Origin of the sequence: Methanoregula sp. (genome assembly GCF_035543475.1) — an archaeon.
Taxonomy (GTDB): Archaea; Halobacteriota; Methanomicrobia; order Methanomicrobiales; family Methanospirillaceae; genus Methanoregula.
In genome coordinates this window covers 125,584-145,369 of the sequence record NZ_DATKKA010000006.1, presented here as the reverse complement: position 1 = coordinate 145,369, position 19,786 = coordinate 125,584, and the positions used below count along the sequence as shown (strand labels likewise).

The window sequence follows — 19,786 nt, the reverse complement described above, 5'->3', positions numbered from 1 at the left end:
CCCACCACTTCGGACGGGTGGCACTGCCACACCCGTCCTTTTGTGGCGGGGGGTTCCGTAAACAAAAAAATACGTAATTGTGGTAGCACTACATTTCCCCCTTTAAAAAAAGTTCAGCCCTAATGTCTGTATCCCGTTCACCCTATCACAACTAACATAACCCTCCGGTGACCATTCATGGTACACGCTGGCGCCTCATCCGTGGTGCCGGATACGTTGAACGATTCAAAATAGAAAAACAAGCCGCATACCATATCGTTTCGTTTCGCTTTGTGCGTGTGGAGAGAAAGAAAATGGAAAGTGATATTGTAGTTTTCAGATTGGCAGCCGGTTGTGACCTGTCCGATGTCGAGGAGGGTAAGACTTACCTCGGCAAGGTCCAGGGCTTTGCCACGTTCGGGATGTTTGTCCAGCTCAATGACCGGATCAAGGGCCTGGTGCACAAGACCAGCATGAAGGCCGAGCACAAGGAGAAAGATTCCGTGCTTGTCCGGGTCCGCCAGATCCGGCCCAACGGGAACATCGACCTTGAAGAGCAGCTCATCCAGGTGTACCAGGTCCAGCAGGTGGAGCGAAAGTCCACCACGGTCAGGATTTCTGACCTTGCCACAAAGCTCGGAAAGACCGTGGCCATCGAGGGCGAGGTCGCCCAGATCAAGCAGACGAGCGGCCCCACCATCTTTACGATCGTTGACGAGTCCGGCACCCAGAACGTGGCCGCGTTCGTTGAGGCCGGCGTCAGGGCCTATCCCGAAGTAGAACTCAACATGATCGTGAAAGTCATCGGCGAGGTCATGATGCGCAACAACCAGTTGCAAATCGAGGCCGATGCGGTGACGGGGCTTACCGGCGACGAGGAGCAGACGGTCCGCGCCCGGATCGAGAAAGCGCTCGACGAGCGCTCGGAGCCCGAGAACATCCGGCCGATGGTCAAAAGCGAAGTTCTCGACAGCCTGATGCCCGAGATGCGCAAGGTGGCAAAGATCATCCGGCGGGCGGTCTTTACGGCCCAGCCCATCATCCTCCGCCACCATGCCGATGCCGATGGCATCTGCTCGGCAGTCGCCATCGAACAGGCGGTCGTCTCGCTCATCAAGGAGTCGGGCGGGGACTTCGATGCCGATTACTACCTCTTCAAGCGTGCCCCTTCAAAGGCGCCTTTCTATGAGATCGAGGATATCACCCGGGACCTGGACTTTGCGCTCAAGGACCATGCACGCTTCGGCCAGAAGATGCCCCTTGTGATCCTCACCGACAATGGCTCCACCGAAGAGGACGAACCGTCCTACAAGATCGCAAGCGTGTACGAAATCCCGTTTTTGGTCATCGATCACCACCACCCGGATGCGACCATTGACAAGTACCTGGTCGGCCACGTGAACCCGTACCACGTGGGTGGCGACTTCGGGGTCACGGCCGGGATGCTCGGTACCGAGGTGGCCCGGCTGATCAACCCGCGTGTCGAACCGCTCATCCGCCACCTGCCGGCAGTTGCCGGGGTCGGGGACCGGAGCGAGGCGCCCGAGCGGGCCCATTACCTTGCGCTTGTCCGCGACCAGTATCCCGAGCAGGCATGCAAGGATATTGCGCTTGCACTTGACTACGAGCAGTTCTGGCTCCGGTTCAACGATGGCCGGGAGATCGTAAAGGACATACTCGACCTGGTCGGGAAACACGAGCGGCACGTAAAACTCGTCAGCCTGCTCGTTGACGGTGCGAACACCATGATCGAGGACCAGATGAACGCCTGCATGCCCCATGTCGTGGCCCGCGTCCTCAAAAACGATGCCCACCTGTTCCTTATCGACGTGGAGATCCATGCCCACAAGTTTACCTTCCCGCCTCCGGGCAAGACCTCAGGCGAGGTCCACGACCGGCTCTGCAGGCAGAATGAAGGAAAACCGGTGGTCACGATCGGCTTTGGCCCGGACTTTGCCGTGCTGCGCTCCCGGGGCGTGCACATGAACATTCCACGTATGGTACGCGAGCTCCACAACGAGATCCCCGGCGGCGGTATCTCCGGCGGCGGGCACCTGGTCGTGGGCAGCATCAAGTTCGTCGAGGGAATGCGTGACGTGGTCCTTGAGGCCCTGATCGCAAAGATTGCTCAGGCACCGGTCCAGCAGTAAGGTACCCTCTTACTTTTTCCGGTCGAACCAAGGGACATACCCGGAATTCCAAAAAATAATGAAAAAATCCCCCGGTCACGAATCTACCCGAAAATTTTTTGATTTAAATAGTTTCTTGTCAAAATTATGTCAATCTTGCCAAAAAAACCATGTATCTTACCGCAACCATCAGATATTTATATATAGGGCCTGATCTATATGAATTCGTATTGCTAAGGTGACCTATGTCAACAGGCAAAAATATACGTGAAAAATACAACGAAACCCAGCACAAGATCGTTACCTATCTTCATTCTGGGATTGACAAAGGCAAGCACTACTTCAAGTCCAAATACATAGCAAAGGACCTGGGACTGTCTCCCAAGGAAGTGGGAACGAACATGGCAATCCTTGCCGACATGTGCAAGGAACTGTCCATCATCCGGTGGAGCTATTCGAACAGCACGACGTGGATGGTCACGTCCCGTGCCCTGTAATTTTTTTACCTATCACCTCCTTCTTTTATTATGCCAAAATCCTCTTTCGAAGCATCCGTTGAATTCGTTGCTGACATCAACAATGCCAAGGACTGCCTGATGTCCCAGGATCCTACCCAGGACGATCCCGGCGCCCTCTGGTTCAACATCGATCTCCCCAAGGGCCATGGCTTTGTGGCCGGCGACCGTGTGCGGGTGACCGTAGAAAAGATCTGAACAGGTCCTGTTTTTTTCAGGCCGTCTGCCCGGCCTGGACATAATACTGGAGCGGGGTCTCCAGCGTGATCCGGAACGAGTCGACATAATCGACGCTGACGATCATGTACATCTTCCCGCTCGTCCGCACCACCTTGTACATGGTACCGCCGTTCTGGATCTCCGAACCCGTGATGATATTCCCGGTCTTTGCGTCACAGAGCGCCATCCTGAACATGGCATACTGGGGCTGGGTGGTGGCCGTGACGCTGATATTGAGTGCCCAGGCCTCGTAGGGGACCGAAAAGACTGAGGTCAGGCCGCCCTTTGACTCTTCCATGTATGCGAAGGTCACGGTCGTATTTGCCCGCAGGGGCGTACTGGAGACACCATAGATCTCCATGTGATCGGGGAGATGGATCGTGGGATAGGCAAACGGGTTGCTCGTGTACGTGATCCGGTACGGGGGCGGCAGGGGGGTGGGGGTGAGGCTCACTACCGGGGCAGGCGTGGCCGGTACTGTAGATACCAGCGTTTGTGTCCCGGAGGGGACAACTGTTTCCTGTACAGCAGGACCACTTGCCGGGCCCGGAAGGGCCTTTGCAAGCAGGCCGGGGTTTACGATCACTGCGATGAGCAGGATCACCACCATACCACCGGCAACGGTAAGAACATCCCCTTTATCCACAGGTAGTTCTGGGCGGTTTTCTATAAAAACCGTGGCGATCCGCACCCGGAAGGGAACCGGGCGTGCGTTCGCATGTAACAGGACCGCGTGGGCGGCAGGAGCGGGTGCAGGTAAAAACACATTAGTACTGCTGTGGAGTACAATGATGTTATGGAAGTTCCCGGCCTGCGGACATGGATCATCTTTTACCTGATCTCCTTTGTCGTCCTGCTCTGGGCTGCGTTTCTTTCAGTCACCGGTATCATGCTCTGGGTCAGCCTGATGCTTGTCATCGTTGTGGTCGGCATCAACTTTGTCACTGTCTCCAACCAGTTAAAAGCCCAAGCCTCGCGCAAAGCCCTGCAGGCCGCGCTGACCAAAGATATCGGGAAGGATCCCAAGGGACAAAAAGACGACCGCCAGCGGCACTAAAAAAGGGTGGTTACTCTTTTTTCCGGTAGATCTTCTGGATGGAATTGACCGGGATAAAGAGTCCTTCCACCTCGCGCCCGAGGTACTCGGTCTTGCCCATCACATAGTACCCGCCGGGCACAAGGGCCGTATAAAACGTCTTTGCCAGTTCGTCTTTCTGTTTTTCGGTAAAGTAGATGGTCACGTTCCGGCAGCTGATCATGTCCAGGAACCGGGAGATCGGCTGGCCGCTCATGAGGTCGTGGGGGCGGAACCGGATGAGTGACTGGAGATGCGGCTTGACCTGGTATGTCCCGTCCGCGAGCTTCGTGAAATGGCGGTGCATCTGGGTCTCGGAGAGTTTCCCCATGGATTTTTCCGAATAGATCCCGTCCTTTGCCTTCTTGAGCACCACCTCGTCGATGTCTGTTGCAAAGATCTGGCCGGAGATGGATTTATCGGCCGCCATCATGTCAGAGAGGATCATGGCAAGGGAATAGGGCTCTTCACCGGTCGAGCAGCCGGCGCACCAGATGCGGATGGTCTTCCTGCCCTTAAAAAGTGCGGGGAAGATCTCTTTTCTGATCAGGTCGTACACGTCCGTGTCCCGGAAGAACTCCGTTACATTGATCGTGAGCGCTTTTCTGAGAACATCGTGCTCGGGTTCGTGTTCGCGCAGGTACTTGAGGTACTCGTCGTACGCTGAGGTGTTGGTCGAACGCATGCGGGAGAGAAGCCGGCGTTTGATGTAGTCCTCCTTGTAATTGGAACACTGGATCTTCAGGTTCTGCTCTATGTACCGCTTCAGGGCGCCAAAACCGTCGTCTTTTTCTGGTGTCATGGAATACTCCGGCTCATGTAAGTACTGGTGCAAGAGGGAAAACGGGACAAAAATTCCCGCACTCCCGCTTCCGCGTTTTTAGGTCTGGAACTCCTTCATCATCCCGGTGCAGCGCTCCGCCATGTGCGAGAGCTCTGCAGAAGCGCTTGCGATCTCCTCGGTCGAAGCACTGGTCTCCTCGGCAAGGGCAGCCATGTCTTCCATGCGCTGCTGGTTGTTCTCGGTCATGGTCCTGACCGACTCGATCCCGGCCATCAGGCCGGAGGTGGCCTGGGCCTGGCTCTCGGTGGCCCGGGTAATCTCGGTGACTCCCTGGGAGACCACATCTGCCTCGGCGATGATCCGGTTGAGTGATTCGACGGTCATGTTTACGCTCTCGATGCCGCCTTTAATCTGGACAAACGAGTCCTGGATGGACGTGGCCGTCACTTCGCTCTTTGCCTGGATGGACTTGATCAGGGTCTCGATCTGGCTGCTTGCCTTCTTGGACTCCCCGGCAAGGTTTTTCACCTCGCCGGCCACGACCGCAAAGCCCCGCCCGTGCTCTCCGGCTCTCGCCGCCTCGATCGCGGCATTCAGGGCAAGGAGGTTGGTCTGGTTGGCGATATCGGTGATCAGGTTGACAATCTTTGAGATCTGGTGCATCTGCTCGTTGAGGGCCGTGATCTCGTTGACGCTCTGCTGCGAGATCTTCTCGACTGCCTGCATCTTGTCCGTTGCCGTCTTACCGACGGTTGCAGCACGGGCGCCCTCCTCCGCTGCCTTGCCGGCATGGGTCATGACATCGTGGGAGGTGCTCGCAATCTCCTCGACAGAGGCCGAGATGTCCGATATGGTCCCGGAGATCTTCTCGATGCTGGTGAGCTGCTCCTTGGCATTATCGGTGGCCTTCTGGGAGGAGATGGCCACCTGTTCGGTTGCCTTTGCGATCTCGTCCGTGCTCCTGATCGTATCCTGGATGGTCACGTCCAGCCGGCGGATGGACTGCACAAGCTCCGCGATGACCGCGCGGATTGCCGAAACCGAGGAATTGTAATCCTTCTTGAGCTGCACCAGCGGATCGGCTTCGTCGATACTGAGCTGGCTCGTGAGGTCGCCTGCAGCGATCTTCGCAAGGCCGGTCTGGAGCTCGGTCGCGCTTGCCGTGAGGAGCTCGGCGCTTGCCGTTGCTTCTTCCATCATCGCCTGGATCTTCTTTTCCTGTTCGCGCCGTGCGGTTATGTCCACGTACACGCAGAGGATCGTCGAGAGGTTCTGCTGGGCGTCCAGCATGGGTATGCCGTACTGCTCGAGAATGCGCAGGCCCCGGGGAAATTCTATGGTGATTTCCCCGAAACTTCTCGCTTTCTCGGCGATCACTTTCTTGAGCCCTTCGCCGGTCTGGGAGAGGATCTTGAACTCCCGGGCATTCATGCCATGCAGCTTCTCTTTGGAAAGCCCCGTGAGGTTCGTATAGGCCTCGTTTGCCATGAGGATCTTAAAGGACGTGTCCATGAGCATGATGGGCATGGGGTTCTGCATGACAATGATGTCAGAACGCTTCTTTAAGGCCGCCACCTCTTCCATCTTCTTTGCAAGGTCCTGCTGGCTTGCCCGCTGTGCGGTTACATCGTTATACACGAGAAGGAGGTGCTCGATCTCGTTTTTGGCATCCAGGAGCGGCATCACATACTGTTCGAGGATCTTTTTGCCGCTGGGAAGGTCCACGGTAACTTCACCGAAGGCCCGGCGCTTTTCCCGGATTGCCACTCCGGCGCCCTCGCCTTTCTGCTCGAGGATCTTGATATCGCGCAGGTTCATGCCGGTGATCCGGTCGAGGGAATACCCGCTCATCTTTTCGTATGCGGGGTTGGCCGAGATCACCATAAAGGAGCGATCGGCCGTTAACAGGGGGATCGGGTTCTCCCGGATGATCGTCTCGGACATGCGCCGGGCGGAGAGCACCTCTTCCATCTCTTTTCTCTCCCCGGTGATATCGTTGTAGACCACAAGGATACTCTCGACTGCACCTTTCGCGCCGGGAATAGGGATGCCGTACTGCCGGAGAACCCGGCTGCCGGTCGGGAATTCCACCACCATCTCACCGGCGGAACGGGTGCCGGTCTCGATCACTTTCTTGAGGCCCTCCCCGGTCTGCCCGGAGATCGCAAAGTCGCGCAGCGACATGGTAAGGAGCCGGCTCTTCTCGATTCCCGTAAGTGCAACATACGCATCGTTCACCACGCGGATCTTAAAACCGGTATCGGCCACCACGATCGGCATCGGGTTCTGCTGGACGATCGTCTCGGACCTGACCTTGAGTCGTTCAATCTCCTCGTTCTTTTTCCTTTTCGTGGTGAGGTCGTCGTAGAGGATGACAAGCGACGTGACCTCGCCGGAACTGTCAAGGACCGGGATACAGTACTGTTCCAGGGTGTGGACTCCCGAGGGGAAGGTAATGGTGAGCTCTCCTACGGCCCGCCGCTTCTTCTCCAGGGCCACAGCCGCATCCTCCCCTGAGTGGGTGGTGATGGTAAAATCGTGGAGATTAGTCCTGACGATCTTGTCCTCGGGGATCCCGGTCATGGCCACGTATGCGGCATTGGCCTCGGTGATATCGAGGGCCGGTGTCGCGATCAGCATGGGCACGGGATTATTCTTCTCCATGAACTCGAGCCGGCGTTCCAGGACATCGATCTTCTTCCCGTACTCGGCAAGCCCCTCCGGTGTGGCCCCTGGCGCCGTATGCGGTACTTCTCCTGCCTGTGCAATCTGCGCTGCCGCGGCATTGACGGCATCCACGAGCGTTGTATACTCGCTTCCGAAGCGCCCTGCATCCAGGGGTTTTACCGTCTTTCTTGCAGAGGCACCCTTGAGGGTGAGGGCCAGCTCCTCGTTTAGTTCCCGCACGTGCTCCGAGATCCTCTCGTCCGGTGCTCCCCGTGCGGCCGGGGCCTGTGCCCCGACAAATAATGCCTTCCGTCCCGGTCGTTGTTCGGTCATACCCGTATCCTTCATCCTCTTGTCCTATCCGTCGGCATCGCGACTGCCCGCACCCGGTGAGCTCCCGGACCGGCTGCCCAGGTCCGCGATCACCTTTTCCATGTCCAGCCAGATGATAAGGTCCTTCTTCTTTTTCTCCGCGTCGTCCCCGGAGATCTTGATGATACCCTTGACGAACTGGGAGAACTCGGAGGATATCCCTGCCCCTATGTGCTCGATATCGGCCTCGGGCACCTGGCGGACGCTGGAGACGTCATCGACAATGACCCCGATGTTGTTTCCTTTTGCCGCTTCGGGAACAAGGACAATGATCTTCTGGTTCTCCCGCACGTCCTTCCCCGGGAGCCCGAGGAGGGTATTGAGGTTCATGATATTGGTGATCTCCCCTCTGAGGTTGATGACACCGGAGATGTACGGCGGCGCACGGGGGATGGGGGTGATCGGCATCATCTCCACGATCTCCCGGGCAAGGTTGATATCCAGCGCATAGCGCTCCCCGCCCAGCTCGAATTCCACGACATCGATGGTTCCGGCCATAACTCACCGAAGTTTGAATTTATCTGTTGCTGCTTTGAGCCTCTCCGCCATGTGCGAGAGCTCGGCAGATGCACTGGCGATCTCCTGGGTAGAGGCACTGGTCTCTTCGGCAAGGGCAGCCATGTCCTCCATGCGCTGCTGGGTCTCGCGGGAGAGGGAGTTTGTCTGCTCCACGCCCTGCATCACCCGGTTGGTGGCCTCTGCCTGGGCCTCGGTGGCTTTGGTGATCTCGGTCACTCCCTGCGAGACCACGTGGGCTTCGGAGATGATCCGGTTGAGCACATCGATGGTCTGGTTGACGCTCTCAATTCCTGTCTGGATCTCCTGGTAGGAGTTTTTGATGGCTGTCGCGGTCTTCTCGCTGTTGTGCTGGATGGACCCGATCAGGGTCTCGATGTTATTGGTGGCGCTCTTTGATTCGCCGGCAAGGTTCCTCACTTCCCCGGCCACGACTGCAAAGCCCCGCCCGTGTTCTCCGGCTCTTGCCGCCTCGATCGCGGCGTTTAAGGCCAGGAGGTTTGTCTGGCTGGAGATATCGGCGATCAGCTTGACAATATTGGAGATCTCCTTCATCCGCTCGTTCAATGCCGTGATCTCGTTGACACTCTCGGCCGAGATCTTCTCCACGGTCTTCATCTTTGCCGTTGCCACCTTGCCCAGTTCTGCAGCCTGGTTGCCCTCGGTTGCCGCCTTCTGGGCATGGGTCATAAGATCGTGGGAGGTGCTCGCAATCTCTTCGATGGACGCGGAGAGGTCGGAGACATCGCTTGAGACTTTCTCGATCTCGGTGAGCTGCTTTTTCGCACCCTCTGCAGATTCCTGGGTGGAGATCGCCACCTGCTCGGTGGACTTGGAGATCTCCTGGGTGCTCTTGCCGGTCTCGGCGGTGGTGACATCGAGCTGGTGGGCAGCCTTTACGATCTCATCGATCACGGTCTTCACGGACTGGGCAGCCTTGTTGTAGTCTTTCTTTAAGGCTACCAGCGGGTCGTCTGCCGCAATTTCGGCGACAAAGGTGAGGTCCCCCTCGGCCAGCCGGGAAAGCCCGGTCTCGAGTACCCCCGCGCTCTCGGAGAGTGCCTGGGCCTTCTTTTTGGAGTCCTCCATAAGGGTATGGATCTCCCCTTCCTGCCGGCGCCGCTCGGTGATATCGTTATACACCACGAGCAGGCTCTCGACCGCCCCGGTATTGTCGATAAGCGGGATATAGTAGTAATCAAGGATCAGGGTGCCGGCAGGGAACTCTATCACCGACTCGCCCTGGCCGCGCTGCTTGGAGGAGATGACTGCCTCAACGGTTGCTCCCTTGTTCTTCTTGTACCGGAAGCTCTTCATCGAGAGACGGCCCGCGTCGTCCCGGGAGTAGCCGGTCAGTTTTAGGAATGCGCTGTTTACGGAGCGCACGGTAAGGTCGGTGCCGATGGTAAAGAGTGCGTACGGGTTCTCCTCGACGATCCGGTCCGCCCGCTGCCGGATCTTTTCTGCTTCGTCTACCTTGTCGTGGAGCTCGGTATTGTCAATCCAGAAATAAAATGCCCCGTCTACTTCACCGGCAGCATCGAGCATCGGCATTGCCTGAAGGTTCAGGTACTTCTGGGTGCCGTCCGGCCATTTCACCCGGCACTGGCTGACGGCAAGCTTGCGCGTCTCGAAACAGGCATAAAGGTGATCCCCGGAAGTGACCGTGATATCGAAGTCATAGAGCTTCTTCTTCATCAGCTCCTCGCGGGTCCCCCGCCAGAGCGACTCGTATTTCTTGTTGATGTTAACGATTGCCCGGTCTTTTTTGAGGATGGCGATGGCAAGCGGGTTGTACTTGATCATCGTATCGGCCCGCTGCTTTTTCTCGGTCATGTCCGCTGCCCGGGCCACCAGCCGGTTGACCTGCTGTGCCAGCGGGCGGAGCTCTGCTTCGGTACGGTTCTCGTCAATGCGGACCTTCAGGTCCCCTTCTGCGGCCTTCTTTACCGCCTGTTCCAGTACTGTTACGTCCATCTCAAAACCTCATCTGCAATCGTTTTGTAGGCGCTTCCGGCGCTGCACCCGGGAGCGAAATGCGAGAGCGGTATCCCGCGTTTCTGGGCCTCATACACCTCGGGAGAATACGGCACGGTGTGCACATCAGAAAACTTCTTTTCAATTTCAGAAAGCATCCCGACCAGTCGTTCATGCTCTTTTGCACGCTCTTCTTCTGCCCTCTTCTCGTCCTCGCTTGGTTCATGCCGGGGGGTAAGGAGCGACCGAAGCCAGGTGACCAGGTCCTTTTTTCCCTCCTCCTCCGGCGCCGGGGATTCCATGTCCCCTCCCTCGCCCCAGCGGGAGATGATGGCCATGTCCACGCGGAGATCCTTTCCCAGGTCTTCTTTGATGTCCCCGAAAATGGTGAGGAGCGGACCCACGCCATTGAGGGCAAAGGATCCGGAGTCGAGCGTGACAATGACATGGTCCGCGGCCACAAGGCCGTTTATCACGAACTGCCCCATGCTCGGGGGCGTGTCGATCAGGATCAGGTCATAGCGCTGTTTTACTGTCCAGAGTGCATCTTTCAGGACCTCTGCCCGGGCGGCAATCCCGTAGAGGTAGGGCTCTGCACCAACGAGGTCGAGGCTGGCCGGTGCAAGATCGATGCCGGACTGGGTAGAACAGATGATATCGGTGATTGGTATCTGGGGAAACCCATCCACGCGGCTCATGAAGACATCGTACATGTTCTTTCTGGCAGATTCAGGACTGATGCCCAGGCCGGCCGTTGCATTGGCCTGGGGATCGCAGTCAACCACCAGCACTTTTTTTCCCAAAAGAGAACAGAACCCGGCGATGTTCAGGCAGGAGGTGGTCTTCCCTGTTCCGCCTTTATGATGGCAGAACGTGATGGTTGTTATGATATCACCTGACTGAATTTTTATAAAGGTTACTTATAATAACTTTGCTTTGCCGGTATTTTCGCCGGAATAGAGATTTAATTATTTTTTTCGTGATATTGAACCATTTTTGGCAACAGGGCCTTATTTGACAGGTACGGTTCCTGCACCATGGTTCCCGTGAAAAAAGAGATCATGGTACCCCCGGGATCCCGCCGGCGGCAGGCAAGAGGTGCCTGCTCTTCCCGTCTCCGGGTATAGGTTTTTAAGGATGAACTCCGACAAGAGAACTATGAGCGGACGCGGTTACCTGTTCCTCGGGCTTTTCCTCCTCCTCTTCCTTGCCGCTGCCGGCTGCACCACGTATTCTGTCGGGGATGTCTCGTACCAGAACGGCACACTTGACGTAGCAGTTGCCGGTCCGGGAACACCTGCCGATGTGACTGTCCAGGTCACGGTATACTCCCTGACTGCATACTCGCAGCAGGAGCTCCTCACCACCTGGGCCACTGCCACGCTGACGGGAAGCAAAAATATGGTTGCGGTCCCGCTGCAGCTGGATCCCGGGAATTACAAGATGTACGTGTACATCACCGAGAACGGCAGGCGCGAGGCTGCCGTGATCCGGGACATTACGGTGTGACCGCATGGAATGCCCGCCGTTTCACCTGATCGAGGCAGCCCGCGGTCTCCGGCCGGCGGACCTTGTCCTCAGGAACGCTGAGCTCTTCGATGCTTTTTCCTGCACGTGGGAGCGGGGCGATCTCGCGATAAAGGACGGTATCATTGTCGGGACCGGTCCTGCGTACCGTGGCGTTCGCGAGCGGGACCTCCGTGGGGCCCGCGTGGTACCGGGCCTGATCGATGCCCATGTCCATATCGAGAGCTCGCTTCTGTCTCCTCCGGAATACGCACGGCTCGTCGCCACCCACGGGACCACAACCGTGATCGCCGATCCCCACGAGATCGCAAACGTGGCAGGAAAGGACGGGATCGCGTTCATGCTGGCCGGGCGGGCCGGCGCCCCGGTGGATATCCTGTACATGCTTCCCTCCTGTGTTCCGGCAACCCCGGCCGATGTCGGGGGAGCCGTGCTCGGGGCCCGGGACCTTGCCGGTTTCGTGGGCCAAAAGGGCGTGCTGGGGCTGGGCGAGATGATGAACGTTCCGGGAGTACTGGCCGGCGATAACGGGATCCGCGACAAACTTGCACTTATGCCCCTCCGGGACGGCCATGCCCCGCTTCTTTCCGGTCCTGACCTCAACGCCTATGTCCTTGCCGGGCTGGAGAGCGACCACGAATGCACCACGCAAAAAGAGGCCGAAGAGAAACTCCGGCGGGGGATGTACCTCTACCTTCGCGAGGGCTCGACCGAGAAGAACATTGTGGCACTTGTTCCTGCGGTCACCCCCGTTACCGTCTCCCGATGCAGCTTCTGCACCGATGACTGCCATGCCGACCTGCTGGTCCGTGACGGCCATATCGACCGCTGTATACGGAGGGCGGTGGAATGCGGCCTCGAGCCGGAGCTCGCAATAAGGATGGCAACGCTCTCGCCGGCTGAACGGTTCGGGCTTTCTGATCGCGGGGCACTGGCACCCGGTCGCCGGGCCGACTTCTGTATCGTGGACAGCTCCCGCAGTTTTATCGTAAAAGAGACCTTCTTTTCAGGCCGGCCGGTGGCAGAATATACGGCCTCTTTTGCCGCACTTCCCCCCGTCCCCGCCATGCGGTGCACCTTACCCGCAAAGGAGCAGATCCGGCTCATCGGCAGCGGAAAAACACGGGTGATTGGCCTCGTGCCCGACCAGATCCTGACCGAAGCGCTCACCGTTGATCTCGATGCTGGCGGGATCCCCGATACCGGCCGGGACCTCCTCAAGGTCGTGGTCTGCAACCGGTACGGGAGCGGGCGCGTTGGTACCGGGATCGTGCACGGTTTCGGGTTTACAAAAGGTGCAGTCGCCGCGACCGTCTCCCACGATGCGCACAACCTTATCGCGACCGGTGTCGGGGACGAGGCGATCCTTGCTGCGATCGGTGCAGTGATCCGGGCCGGGGGCGGGATGGCCGCAGTCTGCGGACCGGAAACGGAAATCCTCCCGCTTGACTGTGCCGGCCTGATGTCCACGCTCCCGGCCCGCGAGGTCGTGGCCCGGCTCGACGCCCTGCACCAGACAACCGGAAGGATGGGCGGCATCCGCGACCCGTTCATGTACCTCTCGTTTCTTGCCCTCACCGTGATACCGGCACTGCGGGTTACGGACCGGGGCCTTTTCGACGGCGTGGCATTCCGGGATGTGCCGCTCTTTTCCTGACAGGGTATTCCCTGGCGGCTTATGTTGCGAACAGCATAAGGTTGATAATATACTATACCTATCAGTAATATCATATGCATATCCCCAGTCCCGAGGAGCTCCGCTCCCGCCGCGAAAGCCTGGGGCTCCGGCAGACCGAGGTTGCCCGCAGGGCAGGGATCAGCCAGTCCATGGTGGCCCGGATCGAGGCTGGCAGCGTCGATCCCCGGATCAGTACTCTGGGTAAGATCATCACGGTCCTCAATAACGCCGAACCAAAAAAGATCACGGCCGGCCAGATCATGCACACGCCAGTCCTCTCGGTCCCGCCGCAGGCGAGCATCTCGCAGGCCCTTGATATCTTCGAGAAGAACAATGTCTCCCAGCTCCCGGTGATCGAGCGGGGTGCACCGGTCGGGTGCATCTCGGAAGCGGTGATCGTCAAGGCGATCGGGCAGCAGCGCCTCCATCCCTCCCAGCCGGTACTGGTGCGGGACTTCATGGAGCCCGGTTTTCCCACGGTCCCCCCGGACATGGACGTGGAGACCGTGATCGGTATCCTCCAGCAGAACCACGCGGTGCTTGTAACGGAAGGACGGCTGGTCAAAGGTGTGATCACCAAGCACGACCTGATCACGCTCATCGTCTGAACCGGGGCCTTTTTTGGCCTCCCCGGGCCAATCCGGGCCCGATCAACCGAAATATTTATGAGGGATGATAATGGAGTTCTTCTTGTTGTGGTCGGTGAAAAGCCACATCAGAGGTATGATTCATGGCAGAAGAAAATGAACCCAAAGAGATCAACAGCATGACTGTTGTCGGGATCGGTGTGGTACTTTTCATTCTCATTATCGGGGTCTGGTACCTCTTCCTGAAATAACGCCGCTTCCAAAAATAGTATTTCTCTTTTTTCTTAGAGTTTTGAGACGAGATCACGGAGCACGGCAACCGGATCCGGGGCCTTTACCACGCTTGAGGCAAGGAGCACCCCGTCGGTCCCGAGGTCCACGGCAATCTTCACGCACTCGCCGCTCTGGATCCCGGCACCCGTGAGGACCTTTACCTTCGGGTTTATTGCGTGGACTGCCGCAACCGAGCGCCGGATGATCTCCGGGTTGGCCTTCGAGACCGAGACCCCGCTCCCGATCAGTTCCGGCGGCTCGATGGCAACATAATCAGGGGAAAGTGCCGCCGCGCCGGCGCTCGTGATATCGTTGTTCGTGCAGACCACAGACGAGAGCTTGTGGGCCTGGAGTGCCCTGACCGCAAGCTCGATCTCGGCAAGGGTGAGCCTGCGCTCGGAGTGGTTGACCAGCGATCCTGCTGCCCCGGCCAGCTTGATCGCATCGACGGTCATATGGCCGGTCTTTGCCCCGGGTTCGTACCCGTCCACGTGCTGGGCGTATACCGGGATTGCGAAATGGTGGCAGACCGGGTGGAGGTCGATGTACCCGGGTGCTATACCGATCTGCGTCCCGCTCTCTTTTGCCACCAGCTGTGCGGCCGTGGCGATGTTGTGGGCCCGGTTGCCCATGCCTTCCTTGTAGGTCTTGAGGTTTACCAGGATCAGGGGCGTTGTCATGTGAACATGTTCCTCGTGCTTGAGGTGTTTATTCCCGGTTCCATTCAACCTTTCGCTATAAGGCCGGGTTACTCTTCTGCAAGCCCCCGCGTGTAGTGGCCCGCGGTGATGCCCCCCAGGGAGATCTCCCGTGCCCGTTCCTTCAGGGCCGCGTACCCGCTCCTGCTGTTTCCGGTGCCGTGTGCCGCAAGCCCGAGGGCCTCCCGGTAGATCCGGACCATTTCTTCTGCGTAGGCAGGGGTCCGCCCCCGGGCATCGATGATAAGGCCGTCAATCCCGTTCCGGACAAGGTCCGGCACTGCGTCCACAAGGCAGGTCTCCGCAGAATTAAAGATATGGCCCTGACAGGTGCCGTCGGTCCGGACAGGCAGGAGGTGGCCGGTCCCGTCCCGGATCCCGTACCAGGTGCCCCCGGAACAGCGCCCGTGCCCATTGCTGCACCGGTCCGCGGGGGCAAGGAGGCAGTCCCCGGTGACCATGGTCTCGAGGCTGCCCTGCGCGAAAACGGCGAGCGCTACGCCCTGCTCCTGCGTTTGGACTGCCCGGGCAAGATCCGCAATCTCCCGTGAGGACAATTCCGGCGAGAGCGTGAGCAGCGTAAACGGCAGCCGGCCAAGAGCCCGGACCGTTTCCGCGTTGAAGACATTGAGCCCGACAGAGCCCGCAAGCTCCATGCCCGGCTCTGCTTCTGCGACTGCCCGGGCCGCGCCCGGGTTGTCCACCATGCAGGCTGCAAGGCCGGCCGCATACAGCCGGGGCAGGGCCAAACGCACCCGGGCGATCTCCTCTTCCCGGGTAATCCGGGGCAGTTTCCAGATGAGCCGGCTGGTATAGGCCCTGCAGAATTCCAGAGCAGGCCCGATCGCGGTGACAGGATCCTTCCCTGCCGGGTCCTGGCAGGGTTCATAGCAGACTGCCTCCGCCCCGGCCCGTATGCCGGCCTCCACGGTTTTCCGGCTGTCGGCCCAGAGGATGATGCCGGTATTTTGGTGCGGGATTTTCGGTAACAGGTGATGCTCGCGGGAATTATACGCGCTGAGGCGGGTCCGGGCTGCCTCCACCTCGTCATGCGCGGGGAGCGAGGATGCGACCAGGGTGGCTTCGGCCCGGGTAAAAAATTCCCGCCGCACCCGGTTGATCTCCCCGACCGGGGCAAAGCGGGTGCTGTCATAGTCAAGCGAAAGGCTGGTGACGGCAAAGGGTGTCCCCCCGGTCTTTTCGAGCTGTGCGGCCAGCTGCTCCCGGGTGAGGGGGCGTGTCTTTGCCGGTTCGAGCAGGAAGCCGCCGGTTGCATCCATCACCACCGGCTCTTTTCCCGGAGGGTACAGCGTCCCGGCGAGGATGAGTTCTCCTTTTGGACTGACTGTTGCTGCAAGATCTACAGGCACCGGGTGGCGTAATGTGGGATCCACCTGGCGGATGATCTGCCTGGCCCGGGCTGCAAGATCCATGGAGGAGGTGAGAAAGACCCGGTCTCCCTTCTCTGCCGGGCGGGGGACAAGGACCTCTGTTCCCTCCTGCCGGATGGCCGGTTCGGTATTGAGGGAGAACCCCCATTCCTTATCCGGCCGGCCCGGCGGCGTGAAGAGGAGGCCGTCCCCGGGACGGAGGGTGACGGGCTGGTCCGGGCGGATGATCGCCACCCCCTTCGTTCTGTTGTACCGGGTGACGGTCCCGATCCGGACCCCGCGGTTGTCCGGCCGGTCCCGTGCCATGAGTTTTTCCTTTTTGTCCCCGAAGAGGTAGCCCCTCGTGAACCCCCGGTTGAAGGCGAGGGCCAGGTCGCGTACCTCCCCTTCATCCGGGACAAAGGTACCGGCTGCCGCAGCATCGAGTGCCCGCCGGTACATGGAGACCACGATCGCCACGTACTCCGGTGATTTCATCCGGCCCTCGATCTTGAGCGCGGCAACCGGGGAATCCACGAGCCTCGGGATGTCCCGGTACGTGCAGAGGTCCTTTGGCGAGAGGAGGTACGGGCCCGGCACGGGCAGCTCCCGGGGATCGGCGGGACGACCGTACCGGTCGGTGGTCTTTGCCGCAACCAGGGCATAGGGTTTCCGGCACGGCTGGGCACACATGCCCCGGTTCCCGCTTCGCCCGCCGATCACGGACGAAAGGAGGCACTGGCCGGAGTAGCTGTAGCAGAGGGCCCCATGGGCGAAAACCTCGAGTCCCACCCGTGTATCCGCGGTCGCCTGAGCAATTGCCTCCACCTCGGTAAGCGGGAGTTCCCGGGCAAGCACCACCCGCGCAAACCCCGCCTCATGCGCCCACCGCTCCCCTTCGGCATTATGGATCGTGAGCTGGGTCGAGGCATGGAGCACAAGACCCGGCACGATCTCCTTTGCAAGCGCGGCAAGGCCGATGTCCTGTACCAGCACCGCGTCCACACCCGCCGCGTACAGCCGGACCATGTACGCGAGGGCCTCAGGAAGTTCGCTGTCGTGGATCAGGGTATTGACCGTCACGTACACCCGCACGCCCCGGGCATGGGCATACGCGATCGCTTCAGCGATCTCTTCCTCGGAGAAGTTCTGCGCGAACTTCCGCGCCCCGAACTTCCTGCCGCTCAGGTACACCGCATCGGCCCCGGCCGCAATGGCGGCGGCAAATGCCTCCTTTGACCCGGCCGGCGCGAGCAGCTCGGGGAGCCGTCTTTTCCCGGGAACCTGCGTGTCGCCGGTCATCACCATTGCTGCTTCAGCGGAAGAGATAATGGATCACCCCCAGGGTAGCCATGGCTGTCACTGCTGCAGCAACGCAGTACCCGGCCATGGTGATTGCAAAACTGCGCCACTTGTGCCAGCCGGTGAGCCACGAGGCGGGTGCGCAGAGGTATACCCCGATAATAATTTCGGCAGGAAAGAGGCCGTAGATGCCGTACCGGTCAAACATCCTCGAGCGCGTGACCATGCCATGGGTCCAGGCCAGGAACCGGGCAACGCTCCCGGAGGCTGTCCCGATCGTGTCCAGCAGGCCAAAGAGGCCGAGGAAGAGCCCGGCCTCGATGCTCGTGGCTGCGGCTACCACGTACGGCACGGGCAGGCCAAGGCCGATCCCGATCGGGATGGAACCGTACTCGATCACAAAAGCGCTCGCGACCAGCGCCCCAGCTGAAGAAAGGGAGAGGTGGAAAAAAAGTGCGGCACCCAGCGGCAGGACCAGTGCGAGGAGGGCACACCACCCGATCGCCCCGCACGCAGGCCGGAGCACTGCCATGACTGCCGTACGTTCCATAGCGTTAAAGGAGAGGTTCGACCCGGGAGGGGATAAACCGCTCCCTCCTGAACCGGGATCCGGGGGCATGGCGCATCTTTTTGTTGCAGGGCGGCCTACCGGAAACTACATGCAGATCGTTGCTTCGCTCACCGATCCCTCGCAGGCCGCCGCCGCTCATGCAGCAGGAGCAGAGATCCTCGAGCTCCGCTTTGACCTCATGGGCGGGGAACCGGCTGAGATCGTGCAGCAGTGCCGGGCGGTCTCTTCCCTTCCCCTGATTGCCACCTACCGTTCGGTACAGGAGGGCGGGAAATACTTCGGGAGCCCTGGGGAATGGCGTGACCGGATCGCTCCCCTCATTCCGCTCGTGGACTATGTGGACGTGGAGCAGCGGTTTGCCCGCGAGTCGGGGGCGGTGAAGGCAGCCGGGAAAACCATCATCGCCTCGCACCATGCGGCGGAGATGCTCCCGCTCCACGTGCTTTTTGTGCTCGAACAGGAGCTCCGGGCCTATGGCGATATCCCCAAGATCATCGTGACCCCAAACAACGAGGACGACCTTATTGATCTTATCGCGTTTACCCGGGCGGCCAAAAAGCCGGTCTGCACCGGGGTGATGGGATCCGCGTTCCGGTACGCCCGCGCCATTCTTCCCCTCTTTGGCTCCGGGCTTGTGTACTGCCACGCCGGGGTGCCGGCTGCGGAAGGGCAGTACTCGGTGGCGGAGTTTGTGGCGCTGAGAAAACTTCTCTTGTGATTTTTTTCGGGTACGGAACCCCTACGGCCCCTGGCAGCCTTCTTGTTGTGTCGTGATCGCAACAGATCTCTGGACAATCCCGGGAGGCTGCCACCGGCCCACTCCTGTTGTTACAGCAGCCCCGCGTTGCGATGACGACCGTATACCGGTAACCGGCCACAGTTGTCATTCATGCAAAGGAAGTCTTATTAACCGGATTATGAAAACAGTCAGACTGGCAGCTTTATGCCGGACCCTTACACTCAGACTGACTACCTCTCGATGATCCGGGCTGCTGAAATGTTAGTGGAGGATGGAAAATGAGTAAAATGGTCATGGTTGCATTGTGGTTCCTGGTCGGGCTCTTCCTGCTCATCGGTGGAATCGCGGGTATGGGAACGCTCTACGTGACAGGAATCTGCCTGGTCATTGCCGGTCTGCTCATCATAGTACTGGCAATCAAGAAGGCGATGTGGAAGAACGCGGAAATGTCAGCGCCGGCAAAATAACCGGCACCTCATTTTTAAAAAGATGGAGTGGTTTGTTCCCTTATGGAACCTTACGGGGCCCACTTCACCGGTATCCGGTGACCTGTCTGGGGAACTTTTCCTTCGATGTTCTGTGCAATCAGGCGTTCAGGAAACGTGGACTGGCTGATCGCAACATACGCTTCATAGGTAACCGGGCTGTAGGAGCGGCGGATACCGTCGTTGCGGTTGACCACAAGCGTTTCTTTGTCGAGATCGTAGCCCAGTTCCTGGATCTGGTTGGATAAGCGGTGGTGCCAGACTAAACTCATTGTTTCACCTTGTCTTTGACCGGAGTGATCAAATCCTCGTTCTGGTTAACC

Annotated in this window: 19 protein-coding genes; 9 read left to right on the top strand and 10 right to left on the bottom strand. The window is 59.1% G+C overall.

Annotation, left to right across the window (positions count from 1 at the left end):
• Positions 1–293 precede the first annotated feature (293 nt).
• The 3 genes from VMS83_RS02175 (at position 294) to VMS83_RS02165 (ending at position 2,821) form a co-directional block, all read left to right on the top strand.
• Positions 294–2,129, top strand: coding sequence for a DHH family phosphoesterase (locus VMS83_RS02175; protein WP_325409412.1), 1,836 nt, complete (start codon positions 294–296; stop codon positions 2,127–2,129).
• Between the two features lie 224 nt (positions 2,130–2,353).
• Complete coding sequence (locus tag VMS83_RS02170) at positions 2,354–2,605, top strand: DUF7123 family protein (RefSeq protein ID WP_325409410.1); 252 nt, start codon at positions 2,354–2,356, stop codon at positions 2,603–2,605.
• Positions 2,606–2,635: 30 nt separating this feature from the next.
• Entirely contained in the window at positions 2,636–2,821 is a 186-nt protein-coding gene (locus VMS83_RS02165; protein WP_325409408.1) for a hypothetical protein, read from the top strand.
• Between the two features lie 16 nt (positions 2,822–2,837).
• Here the strand turns inward: VMS83_RS02165 and VMS83_RS02160 are convergent, their stop codons facing one another.
• Positions 2,838–3,488, bottom strand: coding sequence for a hypothetical protein (locus VMS83_RS02160; RefSeq protein ID WP_325409406.1), 651 nt, complete (start codon positions 3,486–3,488; stop codon positions 2,838–2,840).
• Between the two features lie 150 nt (positions 3,489–3,638).
• Here VMS83_RS02160 and VMS83_RS02155 point away from each other — a divergent pair, with 150 nt between their 5' ends.
• Positions 3,639–3,899, top strand: coding sequence for a hypothetical protein (locus VMS83_RS02155; RefSeq protein WP_325409405.1), 261 nt, complete (start codon positions 3,639–3,641; stop codon positions 3,897–3,899).
• Positions 3,900–3,909: 10 nt separating this feature from the next.
• Here VMS83_RS02155 and VMS83_RS02150 read toward each other — a convergent pair whose 3' ends face one another.
• From VMS83_RS02150 to VMS83_RS02130, 5 genes are all read right to left on the bottom strand, one after another.
• A complete protein-coding gene (locus VMS83_RS02150; protein WP_325409403.1) occupies positions 3,910–4,719 on the bottom strand; it encodes a protein-glutamate O-methyltransferase CheR in 810 nt (269 codons plus the stop codon).
• Positions 4,720–4,797: 78 nt separating this feature from the next.
• Positions 4,798–7,701: a methyl-accepting chemotaxis protein gene (locus VMS83_RS02145; protein ID WP_325409401.1), complete on the bottom strand. Its 2,904-nt coding sequence runs from the start codon at positions 7,699–7,701 to the stop codon at positions 4,798–4,800.
• A gap of 24 nt (positions 7,702–7,725) precedes the next feature.
• Entirely contained in the window at positions 7,726–8,238 is a 513-nt protein-coding gene (locus VMS83_RS02140; protein WP_325409399.1) for a chemotaxis protein CheW, read from the bottom strand.
• Positions 8,239–8,241: 3 nt separating this feature from the next.
• Positions 8,242–10,233, bottom strand: a complete 1,992-nt coding sequence (locus VMS83_RS02135; RefSeq protein WP_325409397.1) for a methyl-accepting chemotaxis protein — start codon at positions 10,231–10,233, stop codon at positions 8,242–8,244.
• A complete protein-coding gene (locus tag VMS83_RS02130; RefSeq protein ID WP_414674907.1) occupies positions 10,224–11,063 on the bottom strand; it encodes a ParA family protein in 840 nt (279 codons plus the stop codon). Before VMS83_RS02130 ends, VMS83_RS02135 begins: the two co-directional genes overlap by 10 nt.
• Before the next feature lie 328 nt (positions 11,064–11,391).
• Here VMS83_RS02130 and VMS83_RS02125 point away from each other — a divergent pair, with 328 nt between their 5' ends.
• The 3 genes from VMS83_RS02125 to VMS83_RS02115 all read left to right on the top strand — a co-directional run bounded on the left by VMS83_RS02125 (position 11,392) and on the right by VMS83_RS02115 (position 14,046).
• Positions 11,392–11,742: a hypothetical protein gene (locus tag VMS83_RS02125; RefSeq protein ID WP_325409395.1), complete on the top strand. Its 351-nt coding sequence runs from the start codon at positions 11,392–11,394 to the stop codon at positions 11,740–11,742.
• A gap of 4 nt (positions 11,743–11,746) precedes the next feature.
• Positions 11,747–13,417, top strand: coding sequence for an adenine deaminase (gene ade / locus VMS83_RS02120; protein ID WP_325409393.1), 1,671 nt, complete (start codon positions 11,747–11,749; stop codon positions 13,415–13,417).
• A 74-nt stretch (positions 13,418–13,491) separates the two neighbouring features.
• Positions 13,492–14,046 (top strand): CBS domain-containing protein, encoded by a 555-nt coding sequence (locus VMS83_RS02115; RefSeq protein ID WP_325409391.1) that lies wholly within the window; start codon positions 13,492–13,494, stop codon positions 14,044–14,046.
• 263 nt (positions 14,047–14,309) lie between these two features.
• On the opposite strand, the gene tpiA is transcribed toward VMS83_RS02115, so the two are convergent.
• From tpiA to VMS83_RS02100, 3 genes are all read right to left on the bottom strand, one after another.
• The gene (gene tpiA, locus VMS83_RS02110; RefSeq protein ID WP_325409389.1) at positions 14,310–14,978 is read right to left on the bottom strand and encodes a triose-phosphate isomerase; all 669 of its coding nucleotides are present in this window, start codon (positions 14,976–14,978) and stop codon (positions 14,310–14,312) included.
• Between the two features lie 68 nt (positions 14,979–15,046).
• On the bottom strand, positions 15,047–17,668 hold the full coding sequence (locus VMS83_RS02105; protein WP_325409387.1) for a U32 family peptidase: 2,622 nt from the start codon (positions 17,666–17,668) through the stop codon (positions 15,047–15,049).
• A gap of 13 nt (positions 17,669–17,681) precedes the next feature.
• Positions 17,682–18,218, bottom strand: a complete 537-nt coding sequence (locus tag VMS83_RS02100) for a hypothetical protein (RefSeq protein ID WP_325409385.1) — start codon at positions 18,216–18,218, stop codon at positions 17,682–17,684.
• On the opposite strand from VMS83_RS02100, the gene VMS83_RS02095 reads away from it, so the two are divergent.
• On the top strand, positions 18,199–18,957 hold the full coding sequence (locus VMS83_RS02095; RefSeq protein ID WP_325409383.1) for a type I 3-dehydroquinate dehydratase: 759 nt from the start codon (positions 18,199–18,201) through the stop codon (positions 18,955–18,957). The two genes, VMS83_RS02100 and VMS83_RS02095, sit on opposite strands and share 20 nt — an antisense overlap.
• 299 nt (positions 18,958–19,256) lie before the next feature.
• Entirely contained in the window at positions 19,257–19,445 is a 189-nt protein-coding gene (locus VMS83_RS02090) for a hypothetical protein (RefSeq protein ID WP_325409381.1), read from the top strand.
• A gap of 50 nt (positions 19,446–19,495) precedes the next feature.
• Here the strand turns inward: VMS83_RS02090 and VMS83_RS02085 are convergent, their stop codons facing one another.
• Positions 19,496–19,735 (bottom strand): hypothetical protein, encoded by a 240-nt coding sequence (locus tag VMS83_RS02085; RefSeq protein WP_325409379.1) that lies wholly within the window; start codon positions 19,733–19,735, stop codon positions 19,496–19,498.
• Between the last annotated feature and the right edge of the window lie 51 nt (positions 19,736–19,786).